General features: G+C 39.6%; 20 protein-coding genes. 16 read left to right on the forward strand and 4 right to left on the reverse strand.

Going from position 1 to position 23,552, the window contains the following annotated elements; genetic code table 11:
• Positions 1 to 279 precede the first annotated feature (279 nt).
• Together ACIQXP_RS12385 and ACIQXP_RS12390 are read right to left on the reverse strand one after the other, a co-directional pair.
• On the reverse strand, positions 280 to 876 hold the full coding sequence (locus ACIQXP_RS12385; RefSeq protein ID WP_387503982.1) for a GIN domain-containing protein: 597 nt from the start codon (positions 874 to 876) through the stop codon (positions 280 to 282).
• 614 nt (positions 877 to 1,490) lie between these two features.
• Positions 1,491 to 2,246: a hypothetical protein gene (locus ACIQXP_RS12390; protein WP_387503983.1), complete on the reverse strand. Its 756-nt coding sequence runs from the start codon at positions 2,244 to 2,246 to the stop codon at positions 1,491 to 1,493.
• 452 nt (positions 2,247 to 2,698) lie between these two features.
• Between ACIQXP_RS12390 and ACIQXP_RS12395 the strand changes: the two genes are divergently transcribed.
• Positions 2,699 to 3,970 (forward strand): MFS transporter, encoded by a 1,272-nt coding sequence (locus ACIQXP_RS12395; protein WP_387503985.1) that lies wholly within the window; start codon positions 2,699 to 2,701, stop codon positions 3,968 to 3,970.
• Between the two features lie 125 nt (positions 3,971 to 4,095).
• Here the strand turns inward: ACIQXP_RS12395 and pepE are convergent, their stop codons facing one another.
• Positions 4,096 to 4,791 (reverse strand): dipeptidase PepE, encoded by a 696-nt coding sequence (gene pepE, locus ACIQXP_RS12400; protein ID WP_293741870.1) that lies wholly within the window; start codon positions 4,789 to 4,791, stop codon positions 4,096 to 4,098.
• A gap of 179 nt (positions 4,792 to 4,970) precedes the next feature.
• Between pepE and gap the strand changes: the two genes are divergently transcribed.
• Positions 4,971 to 5,966, forward strand: coding sequence for a type I glyceraldehyde-3-phosphate dehydrogenase (gene gap, locus ACIQXP_RS12405; protein WP_293741869.1), 996 nt, complete (start codon positions 4,971 to 4,973; stop codon positions 5,964 to 5,966).
• Position 5,967: 1 nt separating this feature from the next.
• On the opposite strand, the gene ACIQXP_RS12410 is transcribed toward gap, so the two are convergent.
• On the reverse strand, positions 5,968 to 6,357 hold the full coding sequence (locus ACIQXP_RS12410) for a DoxX family protein (protein WP_293741868.1): 390 nt from the start codon (positions 6,355 to 6,357) through the stop codon (positions 5,968 to 5,970).
• Positions 6,358 to 6,722: 365 nt separating this feature from the next.
• Here ACIQXP_RS12410 and ACIQXP_RS12415 point away from each other — a divergent pair, with 365 nt between their 5' ends.
• The 14 genes from ACIQXP_RS12415 (at position 6,723) to ftsA (ending at position 23,509) form a co-directional block, all read left to right on the forward strand.
• Positions 6,723 to 7,160, forward strand: coding sequence for a GNAT family N-acetyltransferase (locus tag ACIQXP_RS12415; RefSeq protein ID WP_293741867.1), 438 nt, complete (start codon positions 6,723 to 6,725; stop codon positions 7,158 to 7,160).
• 6 nt (positions 7,161 to 7,166) lie between these two features.
• Positions 7,167 to 8,360: a phosphoglycerate kinase gene (locus ACIQXP_RS12420; RefSeq protein ID WP_293741866.1), complete on the forward strand. Its 1,194-nt coding sequence runs from the start codon at positions 7,167 to 7,169 to the stop codon at positions 8,358 to 8,360.
• Positions 8,361 to 8,765: 405 nt separating this feature from the next.
• The gene (mraZ, locus tag ACIQXP_RS12425; RefSeq protein WP_134204018.1) at positions 8,766 to 9,233 is read left to right on the forward strand and encodes a division/cell wall cluster transcriptional repressor MraZ; all 468 of its coding nucleotides are present in this window, start codon (positions 8,766 to 8,768) and stop codon (positions 9,231 to 9,233) included.
• The gene (rsmH, locus tag ACIQXP_RS12430) at positions 9,223 to 10,128 is read left to right on the forward strand and encodes a 16S rRNA (cytosine(1402)-N(4))-methyltransferase RsmH (protein WP_387503986.1); all 906 of its coding nucleotides are present in this window, start codon (positions 9,223 to 9,225) and stop codon (positions 10,126 to 10,128) included. Before mraZ ends, rsmH begins: the two co-directional genes overlap by 11 nt.
• A complete protein-coding gene (locus ACIQXP_RS12435; protein ID WP_090982481.1) occupies positions 10,125 to 10,547 on the forward strand; it encodes an FtsL-like putative cell division protein in 423 nt (140 codons plus the stop codon). Before rsmH ends, ACIQXP_RS12435 begins: the two co-directional genes overlap by 4 nt.
• On the forward strand, positions 10,537 to 12,639 hold the full coding sequence (locus ACIQXP_RS12440; protein WP_387503988.1) for a penicillin-binding protein: 2,103 nt from the start codon (positions 10,537 to 10,539) through the stop codon (positions 12,637 to 12,639). The genes ACIQXP_RS12435 and ACIQXP_RS12440 overlap by 11 nt, the downstream gene beginning before the upstream one ends.
• A 101-nt stretch (positions 12,640 to 12,740) precedes the next feature.
• The gene (locus ACIQXP_RS12445) at positions 12,741 to 14,198 is read left to right on the forward strand and encodes a UDP-N-acetylmuramoyl-L-alanyl-D-glutamate--2,6-diaminopimelate ligase (RefSeq protein WP_387503989.1); all 1,458 of its coding nucleotides are present in this window, start codon (positions 12,741 to 12,743) and stop codon (positions 14,196 to 14,198) included.
• Positions 14,198 to 15,445, forward strand: coding sequence for a phospho-N-acetylmuramoyl-pentapeptide-transferase (gene mraY, locus ACIQXP_RS12450; RefSeq protein ID WP_387503991.1), 1,248 nt, complete (start codon positions 14,198 to 14,200; stop codon positions 15,443 to 15,445). The genes ACIQXP_RS12445 and mraY overlap by 1 nt, the downstream gene beginning before the upstream one ends.
• A 137-nt stretch (positions 15,446 to 15,582) precedes the next feature.
• The gene (gene murD, locus ACIQXP_RS12455) at positions 15,583 to 16,971 is read left to right on the forward strand and encodes a UDP-N-acetylmuramoyl-L-alanine--D-glutamate ligase (protein ID WP_387503992.1); all 1,389 of its coding nucleotides are present in this window, start codon (positions 15,583 to 15,585) and stop codon (positions 16,969 to 16,971) included.
• 15 nt (positions 16,972 to 16,986) lie between these two features.
• Complete coding sequence (locus ACIQXP_RS12460; RefSeq protein WP_387503993.1) at positions 16,987 to 18,180, forward strand: FtsW/RodA/SpoVE family cell cycle protein; 1,194 nt, start codon at positions 16,987 to 16,989, stop codon at positions 18,178 to 18,180.
• 228 nt (positions 18,181 to 18,408) lie between these two features.
• Positions 18,409 to 19,527, forward strand: a complete 1,119-nt coding sequence (gene murG / locus ACIQXP_RS12465) for an undecaprenyldiphospho-muramoylpentapeptide beta-N-acetylglucosaminyltransferase (protein ID WP_387503994.1) — start codon at positions 18,409 to 18,411, stop codon at positions 19,525 to 19,527.
• Positions 19,528 to 19,592: 65 nt separating this feature from the next.
• Positions 19,593 to 20,948, forward strand: a complete 1,356-nt coding sequence (gene murC / locus ACIQXP_RS12470; RefSeq protein ID WP_387503995.1) for a UDP-N-acetylmuramate--L-alanine ligase — start codon at positions 19,593 to 19,595, stop codon at positions 20,946 to 20,948.
• The gene (locus ACIQXP_RS12475; RefSeq protein ID WP_387503996.1) at positions 20,941 to 22,146 is read left to right on the forward strand and encodes a cell division protein FtsQ/DivIB; all 1,206 of its coding nucleotides are present in this window, start codon (positions 20,941 to 20,943) and stop codon (positions 22,144 to 22,146) included. Before murC ends, ACIQXP_RS12475 begins: the two co-directional genes overlap by 8 nt.
• Positions 22,147 to 22,150: 4 nt before the next feature.
• The gene (gene ftsA, locus ACIQXP_RS12480; protein ID WP_090982496.1) at positions 22,151 to 23,509 is read left to right on the forward strand and encodes a cell division protein FtsA; all 1,359 of its coding nucleotides are present in this window, start codon (positions 22,151 to 22,153) and stop codon (positions 23,507 to 23,509) included.
• Positions 23,510 to 23,552: the final 43 nt, after the last annotated feature.

The following is a 23,552-nucleotide window of genomic DNA, read 5'->3' on the forward strand; positions in this document are numbered from 1 at the left end:
GATGGAACAAAAAGAAACTTTTCAAAAAGCGATATCAGCATTGATGTGGAACCATCCGTATCATTAATCATGTAAATCTTTTTAAGATGCCAAATTAGTAAAACGATTTATCAAATCTAATGTAAAGGGCTATTTTATCAAAAAAAATACAGAAAGGAATCCCTTTATTTTAGCGGGTATATCTTTCCGTCAGCTAAATGGTTAGGCTTGGCCGGCGCTGTATAAACAAAAAGAGCGATGAATAAATTCACCGCTCCCGTTTTATTTAAATTTTATTATTTATTTGGCTAATGCTGCAGTTTGAGTTGCACCTACTGGTGAGCTCATTTGTGTTTTCAATGCAGCAAATCTGTCTAAATTAAGTTTTGGTGTGCTGCCCATTACCAGGATATGTTCCTGAGTAGCACCACTTAATTTTAGATCCGCACGATCCTCAATTACTGTATATAAACCTTCGGTATTAGAGTCGATCGCTGCAACAGCATCTCCGTTTAAGAATAATTGAAGATATTTTGAATTTAATTTACCTGAAGTTTTTACTACAGCGTTATCAGATGCCTGTACTCTGAAAATGTTTTTTACAGAAACGGTAATTTTAGCCACATTTCCATCGGTTGAACTGATTTTTAAGGCGTGTCCATCCTGGATCACTTTTACTTTACCGGTGTTATCTTCATTATAGCTTACGCTTTCTTTTTCACCTTGAAGCAGCGTAATTTCTACATTTCCGCTTACAATAACTTGTTGGATATCCTTAGGCGTTGAAATTTTGATTGGCTGTTTTTCGTGTGCCATTACACTTGTTGAGAAAATTGCAGAAGTTAAAGCGATAGCTGTTAATACTGATTTTGTTAGGGTTTTGATAGAGGTTTTCATAATGCTGTTGTTTATATTTTATTAATATTTGTTGTTGTTTTGTAGATAAGACGTCATGGCCTACAAAACGTTGCAGAAGAAAATCCTCAATTATACCAACGTACCTTAATTCTCGACGAACGGGTTTAAAAATCAGGCAAAAAAGTGTTTGTATTTTAATTATTCAATTATTCAGTTGAAAAGGCTGTATTGACGTACATTTCCAGCTTGATGCTAACAAGTTAACCTTTAAATCGAATTTTAATGGAACTATTTTTCAATGGTCTTACAACCATAACAATTCGGCATGCTTGATCCTATTACTGTTGGATTTATTTTACAGATAGGAATAGCGTTTTAAATGTCCATTAGTTACTTTGTTTTCAGTACCTTTTAGTAATAAAGGAGTCTTTTGATTCTTTTTGACGTCAAAAATAGTAACTAACCGGTGGCGAGCCGTGGCAAGGCCGTGCCATGTGCTATAGGAAATAAGTTGCGTAACTGATATGGATATACAGAAAATGATTGTTCAAAATAGCAATCTATATTGATGATGCAGGTGATGAATTCATCTGATTATGATAATTTTCCTGTTGAATACAATAAATTTTACAGGCCACCTCTTGATGTAACTACTAAAATTTAATCGATAATTTTTCCGAAACAAGAACATTGTTTTTGTAGTATTCAAAAAACCAATTGCCATTCTTTTTGATAACGATGCCGTTTGCATTTCCGTTATTTGAAATATAACAATCCTCCACAGAGGTTTTTAGTAAGATCATTACAATTTTAGGTGTCGCATCGATAAGTTGGTAGCCGTTGCCAATGGCTTGAGCATATAATAGCGCTTCTTTTTGTTCTGGTTTGGTGGCCGTAGGCTGATCAATATATACAGGTGCAGTTTTTGTCTCCATGCTTGTGTTTGCTGGTACTGGCAAGTTGCCGGTTAACATGGTTGGTTGATCGGCTGAGTAACTAAAATCGTTAAAGGTTGTAAAAGCATCTCGCAACGCTAAATTATAAGAAGTGTTATATTCTTTCTCTCTGCTTTTACCTTCCTTGCTTTTTATCACCACGGCACCTTTACAATCTTTAAGTAGGAGGGTAAGGTTGGTTACAAACATGCTGTTTTTTTCCTGCAGGTCAACAGTAAGGGCTTTACATCTGTCGGCCGCTATTTCCTGTGGTATTTCGGTATTATCAAAATATACTGTAAAACCTTTTTCCTCAAAAAGTGCTTTGGTGAGGGTGTTTAGTCCATATTGATTAACTTGCTTTAAAAAACTGAATTTCTCTGGAACAATGATATATTTATAATTTGCTGTATTAGATTGTGCCTGAACAGCAAAAGAAATGGCTAAAAGGGTAATAAAAAGATAGCTTTTCATAAGGTTATTGTAGTCTGGATAAGATTCTGCCTCAATTTATAGATTAACAGGGAGAAAATCAAATTTATCAATCTCTAATACTTCATACTCATTGACCATAGATTACCTGCAAACGAATGAAGTTTATCATCAGCCGTTGCATTAATCGATTCAATTGTTTATTATTATGGCGTTTAACGATCATCATCATCTGTCTATAACACTGCTTTTTGCGTGTTATAAAACCAAATATTCCAATGAAAATGGAGGAGCGCCAACTCATTAAATTAGCAGGCTGGTTTAAAACCCGGCATATTTACTGCCTCAGGGTTTTAGCTGGAGGTTTAGCGTATTTACCTGACCGGATTCCTATTGAATGTACAATATATCTTTCTTTAAGTAGAGAAGACTTTCATCATTCCTAAAATCTTTCTTCTGAAATTAAAAACCAATTATAAACTAAATCTGAGCTTATGCTTAACATTAAAACCACAAAATTATTCTGGGCAAGTTGCCTGGCATTACTCGTCACCTCTCTGTCCTTTGGTATCCGTGCCGGGATCATGAACCAGCTGGGGATAGATTTTCAATTAAGTACCGCAGAATTGGGTACGATTACGGCTGCTGCCTTCTGGGGGTTTCCACTGGCTATTGTAGTTGGAGGATTTGTCGTGGATATAATCGGCATGAAACGTTTACTGGTTATGGCCTTTGTTTTTCACCTGGCCGGTATTATCCTGACTATTTTTGCCCAGGGCTATTGGAGCCTCTTTTTATCTACCTTGCTCATCGGCATTGCTAATGGTACTGTTGAAGCTGCTTGTAACCCATTGGTTGCCGCGTTATATCCGGAAAATAAAACAACTAAATTAAATCACTTTCACTTATGGTTTCCTGGTGGGATTGTAATCGGCACATTGTTGGTTACGCTATTTGTTCAGCTTGGATTAGGGTGGAAAGTGCAGGTAGCCATGATGATTATCCCTACCTTAATTTATGGGTACCTCTTTTCGAAGCTGGATTTTCCGGTTACCGAAAGGGTATCGTCTGGTTATTCAAGTTCAGATATGTATAAAGCAGTACTTTCTCCACTGTTTATCTTCATGTTCATCTGCATGTTTGGTACCGCCATTACAGAGTTATTTACTGGTCAATGGATAGGTTTATTGTTGAAGAACGTAACCGACAATGCCATTTTGTTGCTCACGCTAACAACCGGAATCATGGTAATTGGGCGGGGTTTTGCAGAGCCTGTGGTGCACCGTCTTGCGCCTCAGGGCGTACTGCTTCTATCTGCCGTATTTGCTGCAGCAGGGCTTTACATGCTAAGTACTTTTACCGGAAATTCAGTTTTCTTCGCGGCAATCGTTTTTGGAATAGGTGTTTGTTATTTCTGGCCAACCATGATCGGTTTTGTTGCTGAAAATGTTCCTAAATCAGGCGCACTCGGTTTAAACTTAATGGGCGGGGCCGGGATGTTTGCCGTTTCTATTTACACCATGTTCATGGGTAGTTTTTACGATAGCCTGATTGTTAAACATCTGCCTGCAGGTGCTTCATTTGATGCTTACCTAAAAGCACCGGAAAATTCTGAATATGCATTGGCGCTGGCCAATGCCAAAAATCTTGCAGGTCCGGAAATTTTACGAGCCACCTTGATTATACCCATTATATTAATTGTTGCTTTTGGCGGATTGGTGATCTATCTTCGCTCAAGAAAAAAAACAAGTGCTGTGGTGGCATAACGAAGTACTGCCTTACAGATCATCTTTAGTAGATAATACTGGCTACAAGTTTATGATGCCGGGTAGAATCATAAACTTGTAGCTATTTGAATTTATCTTCAATAGCTGTATCGCTATCTGATAAATTACAATAATGAACTACCGGGCTGGCGTTCATACGGCGCTTTTCCTGCTTCAAAAATCCTGGTGTTTTCACTGCCTTCAGTAGTGATCTTATCGCCTGATATCCTGATCCAATTGCCTTCGCGTAGGCCTATTACCCTGATGTTGTTTTGCGTTAAAAATTCCAGAATCCTCGTTTCCCTGGTTTCTCCGTTATGCTTCAATTCCGGAATCGGGTCAAGGTAATGGGGGTTAATGTTAAAAGGTACCAGGCGCATACATTCAAAAGAAGAAGGATATACAATAGGCATATCGTTGGTTGTTTTCATATTAAGGCCGCCAATGTTACTGCCGGCGCTACAACCTAAATAAGGTTTGCCCGATTTGATGTTTTCGCTTAAATGTGCCATTAGTCCCAAGTCATGCAATGTTTTTACCAGCAGAAAGGTATTTCCACCACCTGTAAAAAAACCTTTCGCTGTTTGGATTGCACTAACAGGATCATCAAATTCATGCAATCCCTTAACGCTGATATTTAAACTGGAGAAAAAACCGCGCGCGGTGTTTGTATATTCTTCATGTGAAATGCCTCCCGGCCTTGCAAAAGGTATAAATATAATTTCATCTAATCCGGCAAAGAGGCTAATCAGCTCATCTTTCAGGTATTCCAGGTAATTGCCGCCATATATGGTAGAGGTAGAAGCGAGGATAACGTTCATGTTGTTTTGCTTTATAAAGCAATGATAGGTTTTTTGGTTGAAATAATATCTTTTGATCTGATGGTTAAATTGCCGTTGCAGCATCTTATTGTATTTTTATCATCGCATCTACATCTTCTGGCATCGCTACTTTCATAATGGCAAATTAATACTAATTTTGCGCTCTAATTTTTATAATCATGAGGCTGGCAATTAATGGTTTTGGTAGAATAGGAAGAACATTTTTACGCCTGGCATTGGCCGAAGGCTTTGATGTAGTAGCCATAAACGATCTTGCAGATGCCAGAACAATGGCGCATTTGTTTAAGTATGACAGTGTTCACGGTGTTTTTAAGGGTAACGTTTCGGCTAAAACCGATGCATTGGTAATTAATGACCTTTCCATTCCCGTTTTTGCCATTGAAGCAGCTGATGAGCTGCCATGGTCGGCACTGCGTGTTGATTTGGTTATTGATTGTACGGGCAGGAACCTGACGCGGACATCAGCTGAAAAACATATATCCTCAGGTGCAAAACAGGTCTTGATTTCTGCACCGGCTGCAGAAGATATTCCCATGGTGGTATTAGGCGTAAACGACGATCATCTTGATCTGACCAGCACTATATTATCAAACGCGAGCTGTACAACCAATAATATTGCCCCAATGATTAAAATTCTGAACGACAACTGGGGCGTGGAGGAAGGTTATATTACAACCATCCATTCTATGACTGGAGATCAGAATCTGCATGATGCCAACCACAAAGATTTGCGCAGGGCAAGAGCAGCTTCATCTTCTATTATCCCCACTACCACAGGGGCAGCAAAAGCCATTACCCATATTTTTCCAGAATTGGATGGGCGTTTAGGTGGCGCGGGAATCAGGGTTCCGGTCTTAAATGGATCGTTAACCGATTTTACCTGTTTGTTAAAGAAGAAAACCACCATCGAAGAAATTAATTCAGCTTTTAAATATGCTGCCGAAAATGAATTGAAAGGCCTTATTCAGTACACTGAAGATCCGATTGTTTCCATTGATATTATTGACAATCCACATTCCTGCATATTCGATTCGCTATTGACTTCGATTGTTGGCGACCTGGTTAAAGTAGTGGGCTGGTACGATAATGAATACGGTTATAGCAGTCGTTTAATCGATGTCGTGAAAAAAATCAATATCCTTAATACAAAATAATTTAGGGTTTTTGTGTTGATTTTAATGCCCAATAAACCAGCACTGGCTGAAAAAATAAGCGTAAAAAGCGTTTGCTATCTGTATTAAGCCCGAATGCGCTTCGTTTGTGGGTATATTGAGCTATATTTCCTGGAAAAACGCTAACAAACAGGCCAGCGGCAATTTTGCCAATTAATGCCTGATGTTTTTTAGGCGCTAATACCAAAGCAGTGCCCAGGGCAATTTCAACAAAACCCGAGTACACAACAGTATCGTCTTTCTTTAAAGGTACCCAATCTGGCACCTGTGCCTGGAAAGGTTTACGGGCAAAAGTTAAATGCCCAATCCCGGCGGTTATTAAACCCGCGCCCATTAATACCCTGGCTGCTGTTTGTATGTTTTCTTCTTTCATTGTTTACATCAAATGATAATTCAATTTTTGCCTGAACTGGTATATTAGAAAAAACTGTTTTTTGTAAATGCCCTTAGATAGATTTTTGCTTTAATCAAAAGCTGGTTTTTAAGCTATCCAAAGGCGAAAATTGCTCGTTCAGCTCTGAGCCTATTAATCAAACAAGTAAATCGGATGTCTGTTTTGCACGATGTGCATTTTATGTTCGCTTCAGCTAAGGTGGTTGATTAGATGGGTTTTATATCAAAATTTTAACACTTTCTGGCATTATTATTAGTGTGTTTCAATTGCTTTATTAACTTTGCAAACGTTTGCGGTGTATTCAATGGCGATTTCTTTGGGTACAGACTAATCATAAAATAAATATGGTCAAATTCATTCTTCCTGAAGAAGTTCTGCCTTTAAGGAGCCTGGTTTTACGCAACGGTAAACCATTAGAGGCCTGTGTTTTTGAAGGAGACCTGGCCTACGACACTTTTCATCTGGGTTTTTTTAGAGATGGAGAAATAAAATCTATCGCTACATTTATGCGCAATGATTTTTTTCCCGGAGAAGGTGAAGGTTATCAGTTACGTGGGATGGCCACGCATCCGGATGAAGGTGGTAAGGGATATGGTGCAGCACTGGTTACTTTTGCTATCGAATATTTAAAAGAATACAAAACCGATTATTTATGGTGCAATGCCCGCTCAACCGCAGCAGCTTTTTATAAAAAAATCGGCTTCACTACTGATTCGCCTGAGTTCGATATCCCGGGTATCGGTTTCCATTACGAAATGAAATTAAACTTAAATCAAAAATAATTAATCATGAACACCATTGACCAGTTTGACTTTAAAGATAAAAAAGCATTAATCAGGGTAGATTTTAACGTGCCTTTGGATGATGAATTTAAAATTACCGATGATAAAAGGATCAGGGCTGCATTACCTACCATCAACAAGATTTTAAAAGATGGCGGTGCGGTTATTTTGATGTCTCATTTAGGTCGCCCGAAAGACGGCCCTACCGATAAATATTCTTTAAAACACATCTTATCTGATTTATCTGTGCTTATTGGTGTTGACGTTAAGTTTGCCGACGATTGTATTGGCGAAAGCGCGGTAAAACAGGCAGCTGATTTAAAATCGGGCGAAATTTTATTATTGGAAAACCTTCGTTTTTACAAAGAAGAAGAAAAAGGTGATGTAGCTTTTGCAGAGAAATTATCAAAATTGGGTGATGTTTATGTTAATGATGCCTTTGGTACTGCACACCGTGCTCATGCCTCAACTTCAATTATTGCCCGGTTCTTCCCAAATGCAAAGTACTTTGGTTATTTAATGGCTTCTGAAGTAGAAAATGCAGAGAAAATTTTAAATCATGCAGAAAGGCCTTTCACAGCCATTATGGGTGGTGCTAAAGTATCTGATAAAATTCTTTTGATTGAGAAATTACTGGAGAAAGTTGATAACCTGATTATTGGTGGTGGTATGGCTTATACTTTTGCCAAGGCACAAGGTGGCGAAATCGGTACCTCATTGTTAGAGGCTGACAAGCAGGGGCTTTCTTTGGAACTGATCGAAAAAGCGAAAGCAAAAGGGGTAAACCTGATTTTGCCGGTTGATACCGTAATTGCAGATAAATTTGCCAACGATGCTGCTAAACAAGATGTTGCGGCAGGTCATATTCCGGCTGACTGGATGGGCTTAGATATCGGTCCTAAAACGGCTGAACTGTTCCAGGATGTAATTAAAAACTCCAAAACATTATTGTGGAATGGCCCGATGGGTGTTTTCGAAATGGAAAGCTTCCAGGTAGGCACCAAAGCTGTTGCCGATGCGGTAGTAGCTGCAACTAAAGATAATGGTGCATTTTCGTTAATCGGCGGTGGCGATTCAGCTGCGGCGATTGCCAAATTCGGAATGGAAGATGAAGTGAGTTATGTTTCTACCGGTGGTGGTGCCTTACTTGAGTATATGGAAGGTAAGGAATTGCCAGGTGTCAAAGCCATTAACGAATAAGAGATAACAACCTTATAAAAGGCCTTGCAGATGATCTTTGCAAGGCCTTTTTTGTTTAAACGGCTGAAAATGAAATTCGTATTTAATGTATGGTGCACCATGTAAATTGGGTATTGAAATCTGGTTGATTTTTGCTATCAATAAGTTATTAAGATGCTCATTTTTAGTATTATTTGTTTTTAGGTGTAAAAAGTGGGCGAACGTTACACTTTTATTTAATTTGTTTTTAACCTGCTTATTATCAGTTATTAATGTGTTTTTAATTGTATAGGTAGGTTTATTGTAGCTATATTTGATAGCCATTAATGTAACAAAAAAGATGTGGAAAACTTTTTTGTGGTAAAAAGTGGTAAAAAGTGGTAGAACTATTTACTTTTACACTAGATAAAAAGTGTAGATACCACTATGACTCAACTTTTAGGAGAATTTGATTGTAAACTTGACGCAAAGGGACGCCTTATGGTTCCTGCTGCGCTTAAGAAACAATTGCCTGAATCCGAGAAGGAGGGGTTAATTATCAACCGTGGTTTTGAAAAAAACCTGGTTATCTATCCAAGGAAAGTTTGGGATGCTGTTGTGGCCGATCTTTCCAAGCTTAATATTTACGATCAGGAGAACCGGGCCTTTGTAAGGGCCTTTACTCGTGGGGCAACCGAGCTTTCGCTTGATGCCGCCGGTCGGGTACTTTTGCCAAAATCGCTGGTTGATTATGCGGGTATCGGCAGTGATCTGGTGCTGGCTTGTCAGTTAGATCGTATTGAAGTTTGGGATAAAAAATCTTACGAAGATATTTTCGATGATGTGCCGGCTAATTTCGCCAGTCTTGCCCAAAAGGTAATGGGTGATAAGAAAGGAGGGGTTGATGGAGAATAATTACCATGTGCCTGTGATGTTGCAGCCTTGTATTGATGGCCTTAATATCAGGCCTGACGGGGTTTATGTTGATGTAACCTTTGGTGGTGGTGGTCATTCGAAAGAGATTTTGAAGCATCTTGGTCCGAAGGGTAGGTTGATTGCTTTTGATCAGGATCCGGATGCGCAGGCTAATATTCCGGCAGACGATCGTTTTATTTTTATCGACCAGAATTTCGGTTTTCTGAAAAATAATCTCCGTTTAAAAGGTTTTAGGCAGGTTGATGGTATACTGGCTGATCTAGGGGTTTCTTCTCATCAGTTTGATGTGCCTGAACGTGGTTTTTCTATCCGTCATAATGCTGATTTGGATATGCGTATGGATCGGCACCGTGATTTAACGGCGGCTGAAATTTTAAATACCTATCCTGAAGAAAAGCTTCATAAAATATTTGGGATTTATGGTGAGGTAAAAAATGCAAAATCTTTAGCGCGTGCTATTGTTACTGCGCGTTTAGAACAGTCTTTTACTGATATCAATAGTTTGAAATCGGCTATAACGGCTTATATCCCTAAGGGAAAAGAAAATAAATACCTGGCGCAGGTTTTTCAGGCACTTAGGATAGAGGTAAACGCAGAAATTCAGGTGCTGGAAGATTTTTTACAACAGGCGGCCGATGTGTTAAAGCCGGGCGGTCATTTGGTGGTGATGTCTTATCATTCGTTAGAAGACAGACCGGTAAAAAACTTTATGGCAAAAGGGAAATTTCAGGGAGAAGTAGAAAAGGATTTCTTTGGAAATCAGCAAAAGCCATTTAATGTAATTACACGTAAAGCAATTGTGGCTAGTGATGAGGAGATTGCGCAAAACAATCGTGCCCGCAGTGCGAAACTTAGAATTGCAGAAAAAATATGAACAGGTTTAGAGAGGAGATAGAGGAAGAGGAAGCTGGGCCTGAACCGGAGTTAAAAGCTGTGCCCAAAAAGCCGAAAACTGCTGAAGAGAAGATGGATAGCAATTCCTTCATCAGCAAGCTTTTTAATGATGGATTGGTAAGTAAAGAGGCGGCAACCGATGCCTTGCCTTATTTGTGTTTTCTGGCTTTTTTAGGGATGATTTATATCGCCAATAGCCATTTTGCGGTAAACAATGTTCGCCGTATTGATAAATTAAATAAAGAAGTAAAAGAATTAAGATGGGAGTATAAATCCCTTAAGGCCGACCTGATGTTCAAAAGTAAATTAACAGAGGTTGCTAAAAAGGTAGATACCCTTGGTATAAAAGAACTGATTGAACCACCAAAAAAAATAATTGTTAAAAGCGATGAATATTAGAGCAAACATCTTGCTTCGTGTATATCTGGCATTTGGCTTAATTGTGCTTTTTGCTTTCGCGGTGTTTTTACGCCTGGGTCAGGTGCAGTTTGTACAGGGAAAAAAATGGAAAGCTATGGCAGATAGTCTTTCTACCCGTTATGTAAATGTAGAAGCTACCCGTGGGAATATTTACTCCAATGATGGCAGTTTGCTGGCTACTTCGGTGCCGGAATATGAGCTGCGTATGGATATGTTTGCAGGCGGTATTGCTGATGATAAAGTATTCAATGAGAAGGTAGATTCGCTGGGTTATAAATTATCGCAGATTTTTCAGGATAAAACTGCAAAAGAATATGCGCGTTACCTGCGTAAGGGCCGTCAGGACAGTGCACGTTACTTATTGATTCACCGTAAAGTAGGTTATGCCGATCTAAAAACGATCAGGACTTTTCCGCTTTATAACATCGGTAAATTTAGCGGCGGCTTAATTGCTGTGCAGCAGAATAAACGGATTCTTCCTTTTCAGGCGCTAGCTGCCCGTACCATCGGTTATAAAAACGAAAATGTAGCCAATGGTGTAGGTTTGGAAGGTGCTTATAAAGAATATATTAACGGTGAAACCGGAAAAAGATTGATGCAGCGCATTGCCGGAGGTGTTTATATCCCGGTAAATGAAGAAGCAGAGGTTGCGCCAAAGGATGGGGCTGACATTATCTCGACCATTGATGTGAATATGCAGGATTTGGCACAAAGTGCCTTAGAGAAACAGTTGATTAAATCAAAGGCCGATCATGGTGCAGTAATTGTAATGGAAGTGGCAACGGGCGAAATCCGTGCAGTGGCTAATTTCTCCAAAGTAGAAGAAGGAATTTATAAAGAGAAATTTAATTACGCCATCGCAGGTAACCAGGATCCGGGTTCCACTTTTAAACTGGCTTCTTACATGGCTTTGCTGGAGGATGAACTGGTTGATACCAATACCATGGTTGGAACGGGTACCTATAAAATCCCGGGGCATACCATTAAAGATTCTCACGGAAGCATCGGTGTGGTAACCGTTAAAAAAGCTTTTGAACAATCATCCAATGCGGCGATTGCCTACCTGATTAACAGTAAATATGGTGCAAATCCGAAAAAGTTTACCGATCATCTGTATGACTGGCACTTGCATGAAAAAATGGGTTTGCAGATTCCGGGTGAAGCCAGGCCCGCAGTAAAAAACCCGGTTACCAATAAAAGTTGGAACAAGAATATGACCTTGCCGCAAATGGCATATGGATATGAAATGCAGTTGACACCATTGAAAATGTTATCGCTTTATAATGCGGTGGCCAATAATGGTAAGATGCTTCAGCCGATTTTTGTAAAAGAGATCAGAAGGTTGGGAAACCCGATTGAGCAGTTTAAAGCCAGGGTGATCAATGAAAAAATTTGTTCTGATGTTACACTGAGCAAGATCAAAAAAATGCTTGAAGGCGTGGTTACTGAGGGTAGCGGAAAGCAGATTGTTTACAATCCGTTATATCCGATTGCTGGTAAAACCGGTACTGCACAGGTGGCTGATGCCAATAAAGGATATAGAGCGAATAAACAGTATCAAGCCTCTTTTGTAGGTTATTTTCCTGCAAATAAGCCAAAATATTCAATGATCGTGGTAATTAATGATCCAAAAGGTGCTTATTATGGCGCATTGGTATCAGGTCCCGTTTTCAGGGAAATTGCCGATCGTATTTATGCCAGCGACATGCAGATGTACAATGATGTGCCTACACGTTTGGTTGGCAATACCGGGACGCCGCCAACAAAGGCCGGACAAAGCAAAGCAACGCAGAAGGTATATAAAGCTTTCGGATTTAAGCCACTTTTTGCTTCAAAATCTGAGTATTACAACATTATAGATACCAGTGCAGGCACAATTTTTCAGGAAAACAGCGAGCGCAAAGGTGTAATGCCAAACGTAACAGGGATGGGGCTGAAAGATGCCTTGTACCTTTTAGGCAATGCAGGTTTAAAAACGAAGGTTTTTGGTGCCGGTAAAGTGATTAGTCAGTCGATAGCTGCCGGTACAAAAGTGGGTAGAGGATTAGGTGTACAAATAGAGTTAAATTAAGGTGGAAGGTTTAGGGTTTAAGGCGTAGGGTTTAGGATGGAAGGTTTAAGGTGTATGCCTTGCTACTTGATACTTACTGCTTGATACTAAAAATAAAAAAAATGCAATTACAAGATTTACTTTACGGTGTAACGATTAAAGAATTGGTTGGTAAAACCGATCGGCAAATCAATGCGCTGAATTTCGATTCGCGTAAGGTAGGTAAAGATGATATCTTTTTTGCGGTGGTAGGTACCTTGGCTGATGGGCACCAGTTTATTGAGCAGACCGTTCAGCAGGGCGCAGGCGTAATTATTTGTGAAAATTTACCGGAAATCCACGATTTTACGGTGACTTATATCAAGGTTGAAAATACATCGGTTACCCTGGGGATTATGGCCGGCAATTATTTTGGAAATCCATCAGCAGATTTAAAACTGATTGGTATTACCGGAACGAACGGAAAAACGACCATTGCGACCATTCTTTTTAAATTATTTAAAGATCTGGGTTATAAAACCGGGCTTTTATCTACGGTAGAGAATTACATCAATGATACCGTCGTGCCTGCTACGCACACTACGCCAAACCCGATTGCCTTAAACCAGCTGTTAAGGGATATGGTAAATGCAGGCTGCGATTATTGTTTCATGGAAGTAAGTTCGCATGCCGTATCCCAGCACCGGATAGAAGGATTAACTTTCTCGGGTGGGGTGTTTTCGAATTTAACACATGATCATTTAGATTTTCATAAAACCTTTGATGCTTACCTGAAAGCCAAAAAAGCATTTTTTGATATGTTGCCTAAATCGGCATTTGCGCTGACCAATATCGATGATAAAAATGGCATGGTGATGCTGCAGAATACCAAAGCACATAAAAAGACTTATGCGCTGAAGCAGCTGGCAGATTTTAAGGCTAAAATTATCGAAAACCAGTTCAGTGGTTTGCATTTGGATATCGATAACGAAGATGTTTATTTTAAACTGGTAGGCTCTTTTAATGCCTATAACCTATTGGCCGTTTACGGAACCGCAATTTTATTAGAACAGGATAGATTAAGGGTACTCACGATGTTGAGTCGTTTATCAGGTGCGGAAGGAAGGTTTGATTATATCACTTCGGCTGATAAAATTATCGGTATTGTAGATTATGCACATACCCCGGATGCCGTTCAGAACGTATTAAGTACCATTGCCAATATCCGTAAAGGAACAGAACAGGTAATTACGGTAATTGGTTGCGGCGGAGATCGTGACAAAACCAAAAGACCGATTATGGCCCAGGTGGCCTGCGACTGGAGTGATAAGGTGATTCTCACATCTGACAATCCACGTACGGAAGATGCTCAAGCCATTATCCACGATATGGAAGCAGGGGTTTCGCCGACAAATAAGCGTAAAACATTATCCATTTTAGATAGAAAAGAAGCGATAAAAACAGCCTGTCATTTAGCGAAGCCAGGAGATATTATTCTTGTTGCAGGTAAAGGACATGAGAAATACCAGGAAATTAATGGGGTAAGGAACCATTTTGATGATAAAGAAATTTTACTTGAACAATTAAAACCAATCAGCTAATGTTATATTTATTATTCGAATACCTGCATAAGCATTATGATATACCTGGGTTAAGGTTGTTTCAGTACATCACTTTCCGGGCTTCCATTTCCATCATTTTATCGCTGATCATCACTACGGTATATGGCCGGAGGCTTATTGATTTTTTACATAAAAAACAGGTGGGCGAAACGGTTAGGAATTTAGGCTTGGAAGGCCAGATGCAGAAACAAGGCACTCCAACAATGGGTGGGATCATCATTTTGCTGGGTATTCTTATTCCAACATTACTTTTTGCCAATATTACCAATATTTATGTCATTCTGATGGTAATCACCACAATTTGGATGGGCGCAATAGGCTTTTTAGATGATTATATCAAAGTATTTAAGAAAAATAAAGAAGGTTTAGCCGGTCGCTTTAAAGTGGTTGGTCAGGTAGGTTTAGGCTTAATTGTTGGCACAACCATGTATTTTCATCCCAATATCGTGGTGAGAGAAACTGTTCAGGATAATGTTAAAAGCACTTCTACGGTTCCGATGGTATTGCGCCAGAAAGGCGAGACATTTTACTATACACAGGATGTAAAATCGACCAAAACCAACATGCCTTTTTATAAAAACAACGAGTTCGATTATGCCAAGGTATTAAAGTTTTTAGGAGGTGATTATCAGAAATATGCTTTTATCATATTTCTCGTGTTCACCGTATTTATCATTACTGCAGTTTCAAATGGAGCCAATATTACCGACGGTATTGACGGGCTCGCCACTGGTACTTCTGCTGTAATTGGTATCACGCTGGGAATTTTGGCTTATGTATCGGGTAATACGATCATGGCCGATTACCTGAATATTATGTATATCCCGAACTCGGCAGAGCTGATGATTTTTGCAGGAGCATTTGTTGGTGCTTGTGTGGGTTTCCTTTGGTACAACTCTTATCCTGCCCAGATTTTTATGGGCGATACCGGAAGTTTGGCCATCGGGGGAATCATAGCCGCTTTTGCACTGATGATCCGTAAGGAGCTTTTAATCCCGATTTTATGCGGAATATTCCTGGTAGAACTGGTTTCGGTGATTATGCAGGTTTCTTACTTCAAATACACCAAGAAGAAATTTGGAGAAGGCCGCAGGATTTTCCTGATGTCGCCTTTACATCACCACTACCAGAAAAAGGGATATCATGAAGCTAAAATTGTAACCCGTTTCTGGATCATTGGGATCATGCTTGCGATTATGACCATTGTAACATTGAAATTGAGGTAGTTCAAGGTAGAAGGTTTAAAGGTGGAGGGTGTAAGGTTTAAGTAGAAAAGTAAAAAAATAAAATAAAATAGAAAATCAAAGTATAATAGTAGTGTCTGATACCTGATACTAATTACTTAATACTAAAATATAAAACAATGAACACGAATAACATCACATCAAGCAATACTAAGTCAGCAATGACCGGGCAGGGCCGTGTGGTTATTCTTGGTGCCGGCGAAAGTGGGGTAGGTGCAGCAAAGCTGGCACAAGCCAAAGGTTTCGACGTATTCGTTTCGGATTTTGGTATCATAACCGATAAATACAAAGCTGCATTAGAAAAGCTTGGCGTGCCCTTCGAATCTGAAAAACATACCGAAGAATTGATTCTGAATGCAACGGAAGTCATTAAAAGTCCTGGTATCCCGCCGACAGTACCTATCGTTAAAAAACTGGTTGCCCGGGGTATTCCGGTAATTTCAGAAATTGAGTTTGCCAAAAGATATACCAACGCCAAAACCGTTTGCATTACAGGTTCTAATGGCAAATCAACTACAAGCCTGTTAACCTATCATATCTTAAAAAATGCGGGCTTAAATGTAGGTTTGGCGGGTAACATCGGGCATAGCTTTGCAGCGCAGGTAGCCACAGAAGACTATGAATATTATGTGCTGGAAATATCGAGTTTTATGCTTGACGATATGTTCGAGTTTAAGGCAGATATTGCTGTTTTATTAAATATTACACCCGATCACTTGGATCGCTACGATTACAAGCTGGAGAATTACGCTGCATCAAAAATGCGCATCATTCAAAACCAGACCGCAGATGACGTTTTCATTTATTGTGCAGATGATGAGGAAAGCCTGAAAGCCATGGCAATTACTAAACCACTTGCCAGAACCTATCCTTTTTCGATTGTTAAACCAGTTGAAAGGGGTGCTTATTTAGAAGATAATACTTTACACATCCTTACAGAACCTAATAACCAACTAACCATGTCTATTTCAGATTTAGCCTTACAGGGCAAGCACAACATTTACAATTCTATGGCCTCAGGCATTGTGTCGAAAGTTTTAGAGTTACGAAATGAGTCCATCCGCGAGAGCATGGGTAATTTCAAGAATATTGAGCACAGGTTAGAGCATGTTGCCAAAATTTCGGGGATCGATTTTATAAACGATAGTAAAGCCACCAATGTAAACTCTACCTGGTATGCTTTAGAAAGTATGACGAGTGATGTAGTGCTGATTATGGGCGGTGTTGATAAAGGGAACGATTACAATATGCTTAAGGATCTGGTTAAAACTAAAGTGAAAGCCATTGTTTGCCTGGGTAAAGACAATAAACGTATTCATGATGCTTTTGAGGATGATGTAGATATTATTGTCAATACTTTTTCTGCAGAAGAAGCTGCACAAATTGCTTTCCATCTGGCTAAACGTGGCGATGCCGTATTGCTATCGCCAGCATGTGCAAGTTTTGATTTGTTTAAAAATTATGAAGACCGCGGTAACCAGTTTAAGGCGGCAGTCAGAGAATTATAATAGGAGGCTCAATATATGTTGCAGGCACTACTTAATAAAACAAAAGGAGATAGATGGATCTGGCTGATCATTATCCTGCTTTCGCTTATATCTGTAATGGCAGTGTATAGCGCAACGGGTACTTTGGCTTATAAAAAAGGAGAAGCTGTAGAAAAACTTTTGCTTACCAAACACCTTATTTTCGTTTTGCTGGGTATAGGTATGATTTACATCGCCCACCTGCTTGATTATCGCTATTATGCAGGTATTTCAAAGGTGTTAATGATTGTAACTATTCCTTTGCTGTTTTACACCTTAATTTTTGGTACGAACTTAAACGATGCTTCGAGGTGGGTTAAAATACCGGTAATTGGGTTAACCTTTCAAACTTCCGATTTAGCCAAGCTGGCATTGATTACCTTTTTGGCCCGGATGCTGACCAAAAAACAAGAAAATATTAAAGATGTTAAAGAGTCATTTATACCAATTATGGGGTCGGTTTGTGTGGTTTTTGTTCTAATTGCACTGGCCAATTTATCTACAGCTTTAATGCTTTTTGGTGTAAGTATATTGCTGCTGATTATCGGTAGAATCAGTATTAAACAGATTGCTATCGTTTGTGCAGGAGGTTTTGTGCTGCTATTGTTCGTTTTCTTTTTAGGGCCAAGGCGAAAAACCTACATGTCGCGTATCAATACGTTTATGCATCCTGAAATGCAGCATTCAGATAAAACTTTCCAGGCAGATCAGGCAAAAATTGCCTTGGCTACTGGTGGTGTTTTTGGTAAAGGACCAGGTAATAGTACACAGCGCAATTTCCTGCCACACCCATATTCCGATTTTATTTTCGCCATTATTATTGAAGAATGGGGGACTGTGGGAGGAATTGTTATCATGATACTATACCTGGTGCTTTTATACCGATGTATAAAGATCGTAACCCGGGCACCAAAGGCTTTTGGTGCGCTGCTGGCCGCCGGATTAAGTTTTAGTCTGACCATTCAGGCCTTTGCAAACATGGCGGTAGCAGTTGGTTTAGGACCGGTAACCGGGGTTCCATTGCCGCTGGTAAGTATGGGTGGTACCTCTATGATTTTTACCAGCGTGGCGTTTGGTATTATTCTGAGTGTAAGCCGCGACGTAGAAGAAAATGCCAATGCAGCAACAAAAGAAGATAAAGATAAAGTGAAAAATAAAGTGATCGTTGGAGAAATACCAGCGATAGCCTAGTAAGGTTGAAGGTAGGAAGGTTGAAGGTGTAGGGTTGAGCCTTAGAATATTTAAAGAATTGAAAAGTTAAACCAAGGCCCTAAAATACGTGTGTCTTCGCGCCCTGGTGGTAAAATATACTTAGTGCGCTTTGCGAAAACTTAGCGCGCTTTGCGGTTAAAATATAAAGCTCAGTGCCCTCTGTGAGAACTCAGTGCACTTAGTGGTAAGAACAGATAAATAATTAAAATGAATAATTCCCCAAAAATTATCATATCAGGTGGTGGCACCGGCGGGCACATTTTTCCCGCCGTAGCCATAGCCAATGCGCTAAAACGTATGGTGCCAACCTGTGAAATCTTATTTGTGGGTGCGATAGGCCGAATGGAAATGGAAAAAGTTCCTGCTGCCGGCTATAAAATTATAGGATTGAATATTAGTGGCATACAACGCGGCTCGATTATCAAAAACCTGGCACTTCCGCTAAAGGTTATTGGTAGCGTGCGGAAAGCCATGCAGATTATTAATGATTTTAAACCCGATGCAGTAGTAGGTGTTGGTGGTTATGCTTCCGGGCCCCTGTTGTACGCATCATCATTAAAAGGAATTCCTTACCTCATACAGGAACAGAATTCTTACGCGGGGGTAACCAATAAGTGGTTAGGTAAAAAGGCTTCGAAAATCTGTGTTGCTTTTGATGAAATGGACCAGTTTTTTCCAGCTGACCGGATTTTAAAAACAGGAAATCCTGTCCGTCAGCAAGTGGTTGATATTAAGGGAAAGCACCATGCAGGAGCTGAACTATTAAAACTAGACCCATTAAAAAAGACCATTATGGTTACCGGTGGAAGTTTAGGCGCAGGAACATTAAATAAGGCAATTGAAAAACACTTGCCAGAAATTATTGCACAGGATGTGCAGGTGATCTGGCAAACCGGTAAGTATTACTATAAAGGGATTATGGAAAGATTGGGTCCCGATTATCACCCAAACGTCCGGATCCTGGAGTTTTTGAATAAAATGGATTTGGCTTATGCCGCTGCAGATGTGATCATCAGCCGTGCCGGAGCAGGGACAATAGCAGAACTTTGTTTGATCAAAAAGCCAGTGATTCTGGTGCCTTCGCCAAATGTTGCTGAAGACCATCAAACCAAAAATGCAATGGCCCTGGTTAAAAATGGAGCTGCAGTAATCATTAACGATCGTTCAGCCGAAGATACTTTGGTAAAAGTGGCGCTTGAACTTTTAAATAATAAAGAACAAAGCGAACAGCTGGCAGAAAACATAGGCAAAATGGCATTGCCGGAAGCCGACGAAATAATTGCGAACGAAGTATTGAAATTGATTAATAAAGATATGAGAAACTAGATGTGGGATATGAGATCAGACTATTTGTCTAGTGTCTCAAATCTCCCATCTCAAATCTAAAAATAATGGAATTAAGTAAAATAAATAGGGTTTTCTTTGTAGGTATCGGTGGTATCGGCATGAGTGCGCTTGCCCGTTATTTTGCTAAACGCGGACAGGTGGTTTGTGGTTATGATAAAACTAAGACCAAACTGACTGAAACCTTAACGCAGGAAGGGATCTTAATTACCTACCTTGATGAAATTTCTGCATTGCCTAATGAATTTTCAGATCATCAGGATGATACCCTTGTTGTGTATACACCAGCAATTCCAAAAGATTCGAAGATTTTAAATCACTTTATAGAAAGAGGTTTTACACTAAAAAAACGTTCAGAAGTTTTAGGTATCATCAGTAAGGGAATGTTCTGTATTGCTGTTGCAGGCACGCATGGTAAAACTACAACTTCATCTATCGTCGCTCATGTTTTAAAAGATACCGGTTACGATTGCACTGCTTTTTTAGGCGGCATAACCAGTAACTACAATAGTAATGTGCTTTTCGGAAAAAACAATGTGGTAGTGGTAGAGGCTGATGAGTACGATCGCTCATTTCTGACCCTTCATCCTGACATAGCTGTGGTTACCTCGATGGATGCCGATCATTTAGATATTTATGGTGATAAAAGCCATCTCGAAGAATCCTTTCGCTTGTTTGCTGGCCAGCTGAAAGCAAAAGGTACACTTTATGCGCATGAAGGATTGCCGCTGGAGGAAAGCATCAGCTATGCAGCAAGTTCAACGGCAGTAGCAAAGGCAGAAAATTTAAGGGTAGAAGGTTCGAAATTTCTTTTTGATTATACCGGTGTTGCCCAAAGCATAAACGATATCAGTTTAATGCTTCCAGGTAGGCACAATGTAGAAAATACAACGGTTGCTATTGCCATTGCCTTACAGTTGGGCATTGATGCTGAAAAGATAAAACAGGCTGTTGCAAATTTTAAGGGTGTTAAACGCCGCTTTGAATACATTGTAAATAATAGTAATCAGATTTATATTGATGATTATGCACATCATCCCGAAGAACTTAGGGCTTGTTTTGATGCGGTAAGGCAATTATATCCTGATAAAAAGCTAACCGTAATTTTCCAGCCGCACCTGTTCACCAGGACACGGGATTTTGCAGATGAATTTGCAAAAGTTTTGAGCACTGCTGATGAACTGATGCTATTGGAAATTTACCCCGCAAGAGAATTACCAATTGAAGGGATAAATGCACAGTTTTTACTGAATAAAATCACGCTGGCAGATAAACAGGTGTGCGGAAAAGATTTTGTAGTACAGTATGTTAGGGATACAAAACCTGAATTAATTTTAACAGTAGGTGCGGGCGATATAGACACTATTATCGAACCCCTAAAAAATACTTTGAACAATGCTTAAACGGATAAACTGGAGCGCAATTTTTACTGGCTTTGCCTGGCTGATCAGCCTGGCAGGGGTGGTGGTGCTTTTGAGTTTTATCAATGTGAAGAAACAAACGGTTAAATGCAAAGATGTTAAGATTCTGATTCCCGGGGCAGATAATTTCATTGAACGTGAAGAGATTGATGCGATTTTGAAAGAAGATCAGGGGGTGCTGTTAGGCCGTAACCTCGAAAACATCAACATTCATAATATCGAAAAAAAACTGCAGTCTAACCCTTATATTGGTTTTGCGAAGGTATATGTAGATATGGATGGGGTATTGCATATTGAAGTAAAACAGCGTCAGCCTATCCTTCGTATATTGAACGAAAACGGGCAGGATTTCTACATTGATAACGATGGACTGAAAATGCCTATTTCATCAAACTTTACTGCCAATGTGCTGGTCGCAACAGGACATATTACTGAAGTTTTTGGGAGTAGGGTAGATACTTTACGTACACAACTGGCAAGAGATTTATATAAAACCGCGCAGTTCATTAAAAAAGATACGCTCTGGGATTCGCAGATTGAGCAGATTGTAGTTGATCAAAAAAACGATATCGAACTGATACCAAGAGTAGGCAATCAGCGGATTATTCTGGGCAATGCCGATTCGCTTGAAAAGAAAATGACAAACCTGCTGTTGTTTTATAAAAAGGCAATGCCCCAGGTAGGATGGGACACTTATCGGACCATTAATATTAAGTATACCAACCAGATTGTTTGCGAAAGAAGAGATTCGACAGAATTGGCAAAAAAAGCTAAAACAATTTCTGCAGCAGATAGTTTGAGGATACAACGAAGTGTAACCGACTCATTAATCAGAAGTACAATTGTTGCCGCTATGGATGATCGTCCGGAGGCCGATGAACCGAAAAAAACGGAAGTTCGTAAGGTTGAACCAAAAAAGGTTGTAGAAAAAAAAACTGAGCCTAAAAAAGCAGAGCCGAAAAAAACAACACTGGTTAAAACAGGATCAACAAAGCCGGTGGTTACTTCAGCCACAAAACCAAAGGATACGAAATCTGCGGATAAAAAAGAAAAACCGAAGCAAACGGTAACAACATTACCAAAGCCGGCAAAATCTGCGGCTCAATTGAAAAAAGAAATAGAAGCAAGAGAGAAAGAAATCAAAGCCCTAGAAAAACAGTATAAAACTCAGCAAAATTAACAATATGGACAAGGCAAAATTTACCAGTCAGTCGCCAATTGTAGTAGGATTGGATATCGGTACTACAAAAATTTGTGTTATCGTTGGCCGTAGAACGCAGCACGGTAAGATAGAAATTTTAGGAATAGGCAAGGCAGAATCGGCGGGGGTAACGCGTGGGGTGGTTTCTAACATTCAAAAAACAGTACAGGGAATTACTCAGGCTGTTGAAGTGGCAAGCGGACAATCCAATGTAGAGATACAGGTGGTAAATGTGGGTATTGCTGGTCAGCACATTAAAAGCTTACAGCATAGAGGTATTTTAACAAGAAGAGAACTAAACAATGAAATCGGTAAAAAGGATATCGATAAGTTGATTGATGATATGTTTAAGCTGGTAATGCCTCCTGGTGAGGAGATCATTCATGTATTGCCGCAGGAATTTACCATTGATAACGAGCCGGGAATCAAAGATCCGATCGGTATGGCAGGAGTTCGTCTTGAAGCTAACTTCCATATTATTTCTGGTCAGGTTACGGCCGTTAAAAATATCATCAAATGTGTAAATAATGCAGGATTGCAAACCCAGGATTTAATTCTTGAGCCATTGGCTTCATCTGAATCGGTGTTGAGCGAGGAAGAAAAAGAAGCTGGTATTGCATTGGTTGATATTGGTGGTGGTACTACGGATATTGCTATTTTTCACGAAGGTATTATCCGCCACACCGCAGTTATTCCTTTTGGTGGTAATAGTGTTACCGAAGATATTAGAGAAGGTTGTTCTGTAATGCGTAATCAGGCTGAGTTGCTTAAAACGCGTTTTGGTTCGGCATTGGCTGAAGAGAATAAGGAGAACGAAATTATCTGCGTACCAGGTTTACGTGGCCGCGAACCAAAAGAAATTTCGGTTAAAAACCTGGCCTATGTTATCCAGGCACGTATGGAAGAAATTATAGAACACGTATACTACGAGATCAAGTCTTCAGGATATGAGAAAAAACTGATTGGTGGTATTGTGATTACCGGTGGTGGTGCTTTACTAAAACATTTATCTCAGGCTGTTGAATATGTAACGGGTTTAGATTGCCGTATCGGTTACCCGAACGAGCATTTATCTAAATATGAGGATATGCCTAAAGCCATTTACGATGATCTGAAAAGCCCGATGTATGCAACAAGTGTAGGTTTGCTGATCAAAGGAATTCAGAAAGCTGAAGAACTGATGGAAGAAATGAAACAACCGGGTGTTTTTGTAGAGAAGCCAAAAACTGCCAAAGAGAAAGAAAAACGTGGACCAGGATTGTTTGATAAATTACTGGCGAAAACAAGAACTTTCATTCAGGATGATATGAATGTGAGTGATGAAGATTACCTGAAAAGCTAATTATTTTTCAACAAAAGAAGAGTTTTCCACATTCTTAACACTT

The sequence above is a fragment of the Pedobacter suwonensis genome (assembly GCF_044762335.1).
Lineage (GTDB): Bacteria > Bacteroidota > Bacteroidia > Sphingobacteriales > Sphingobacteriaceae > Pedobacter.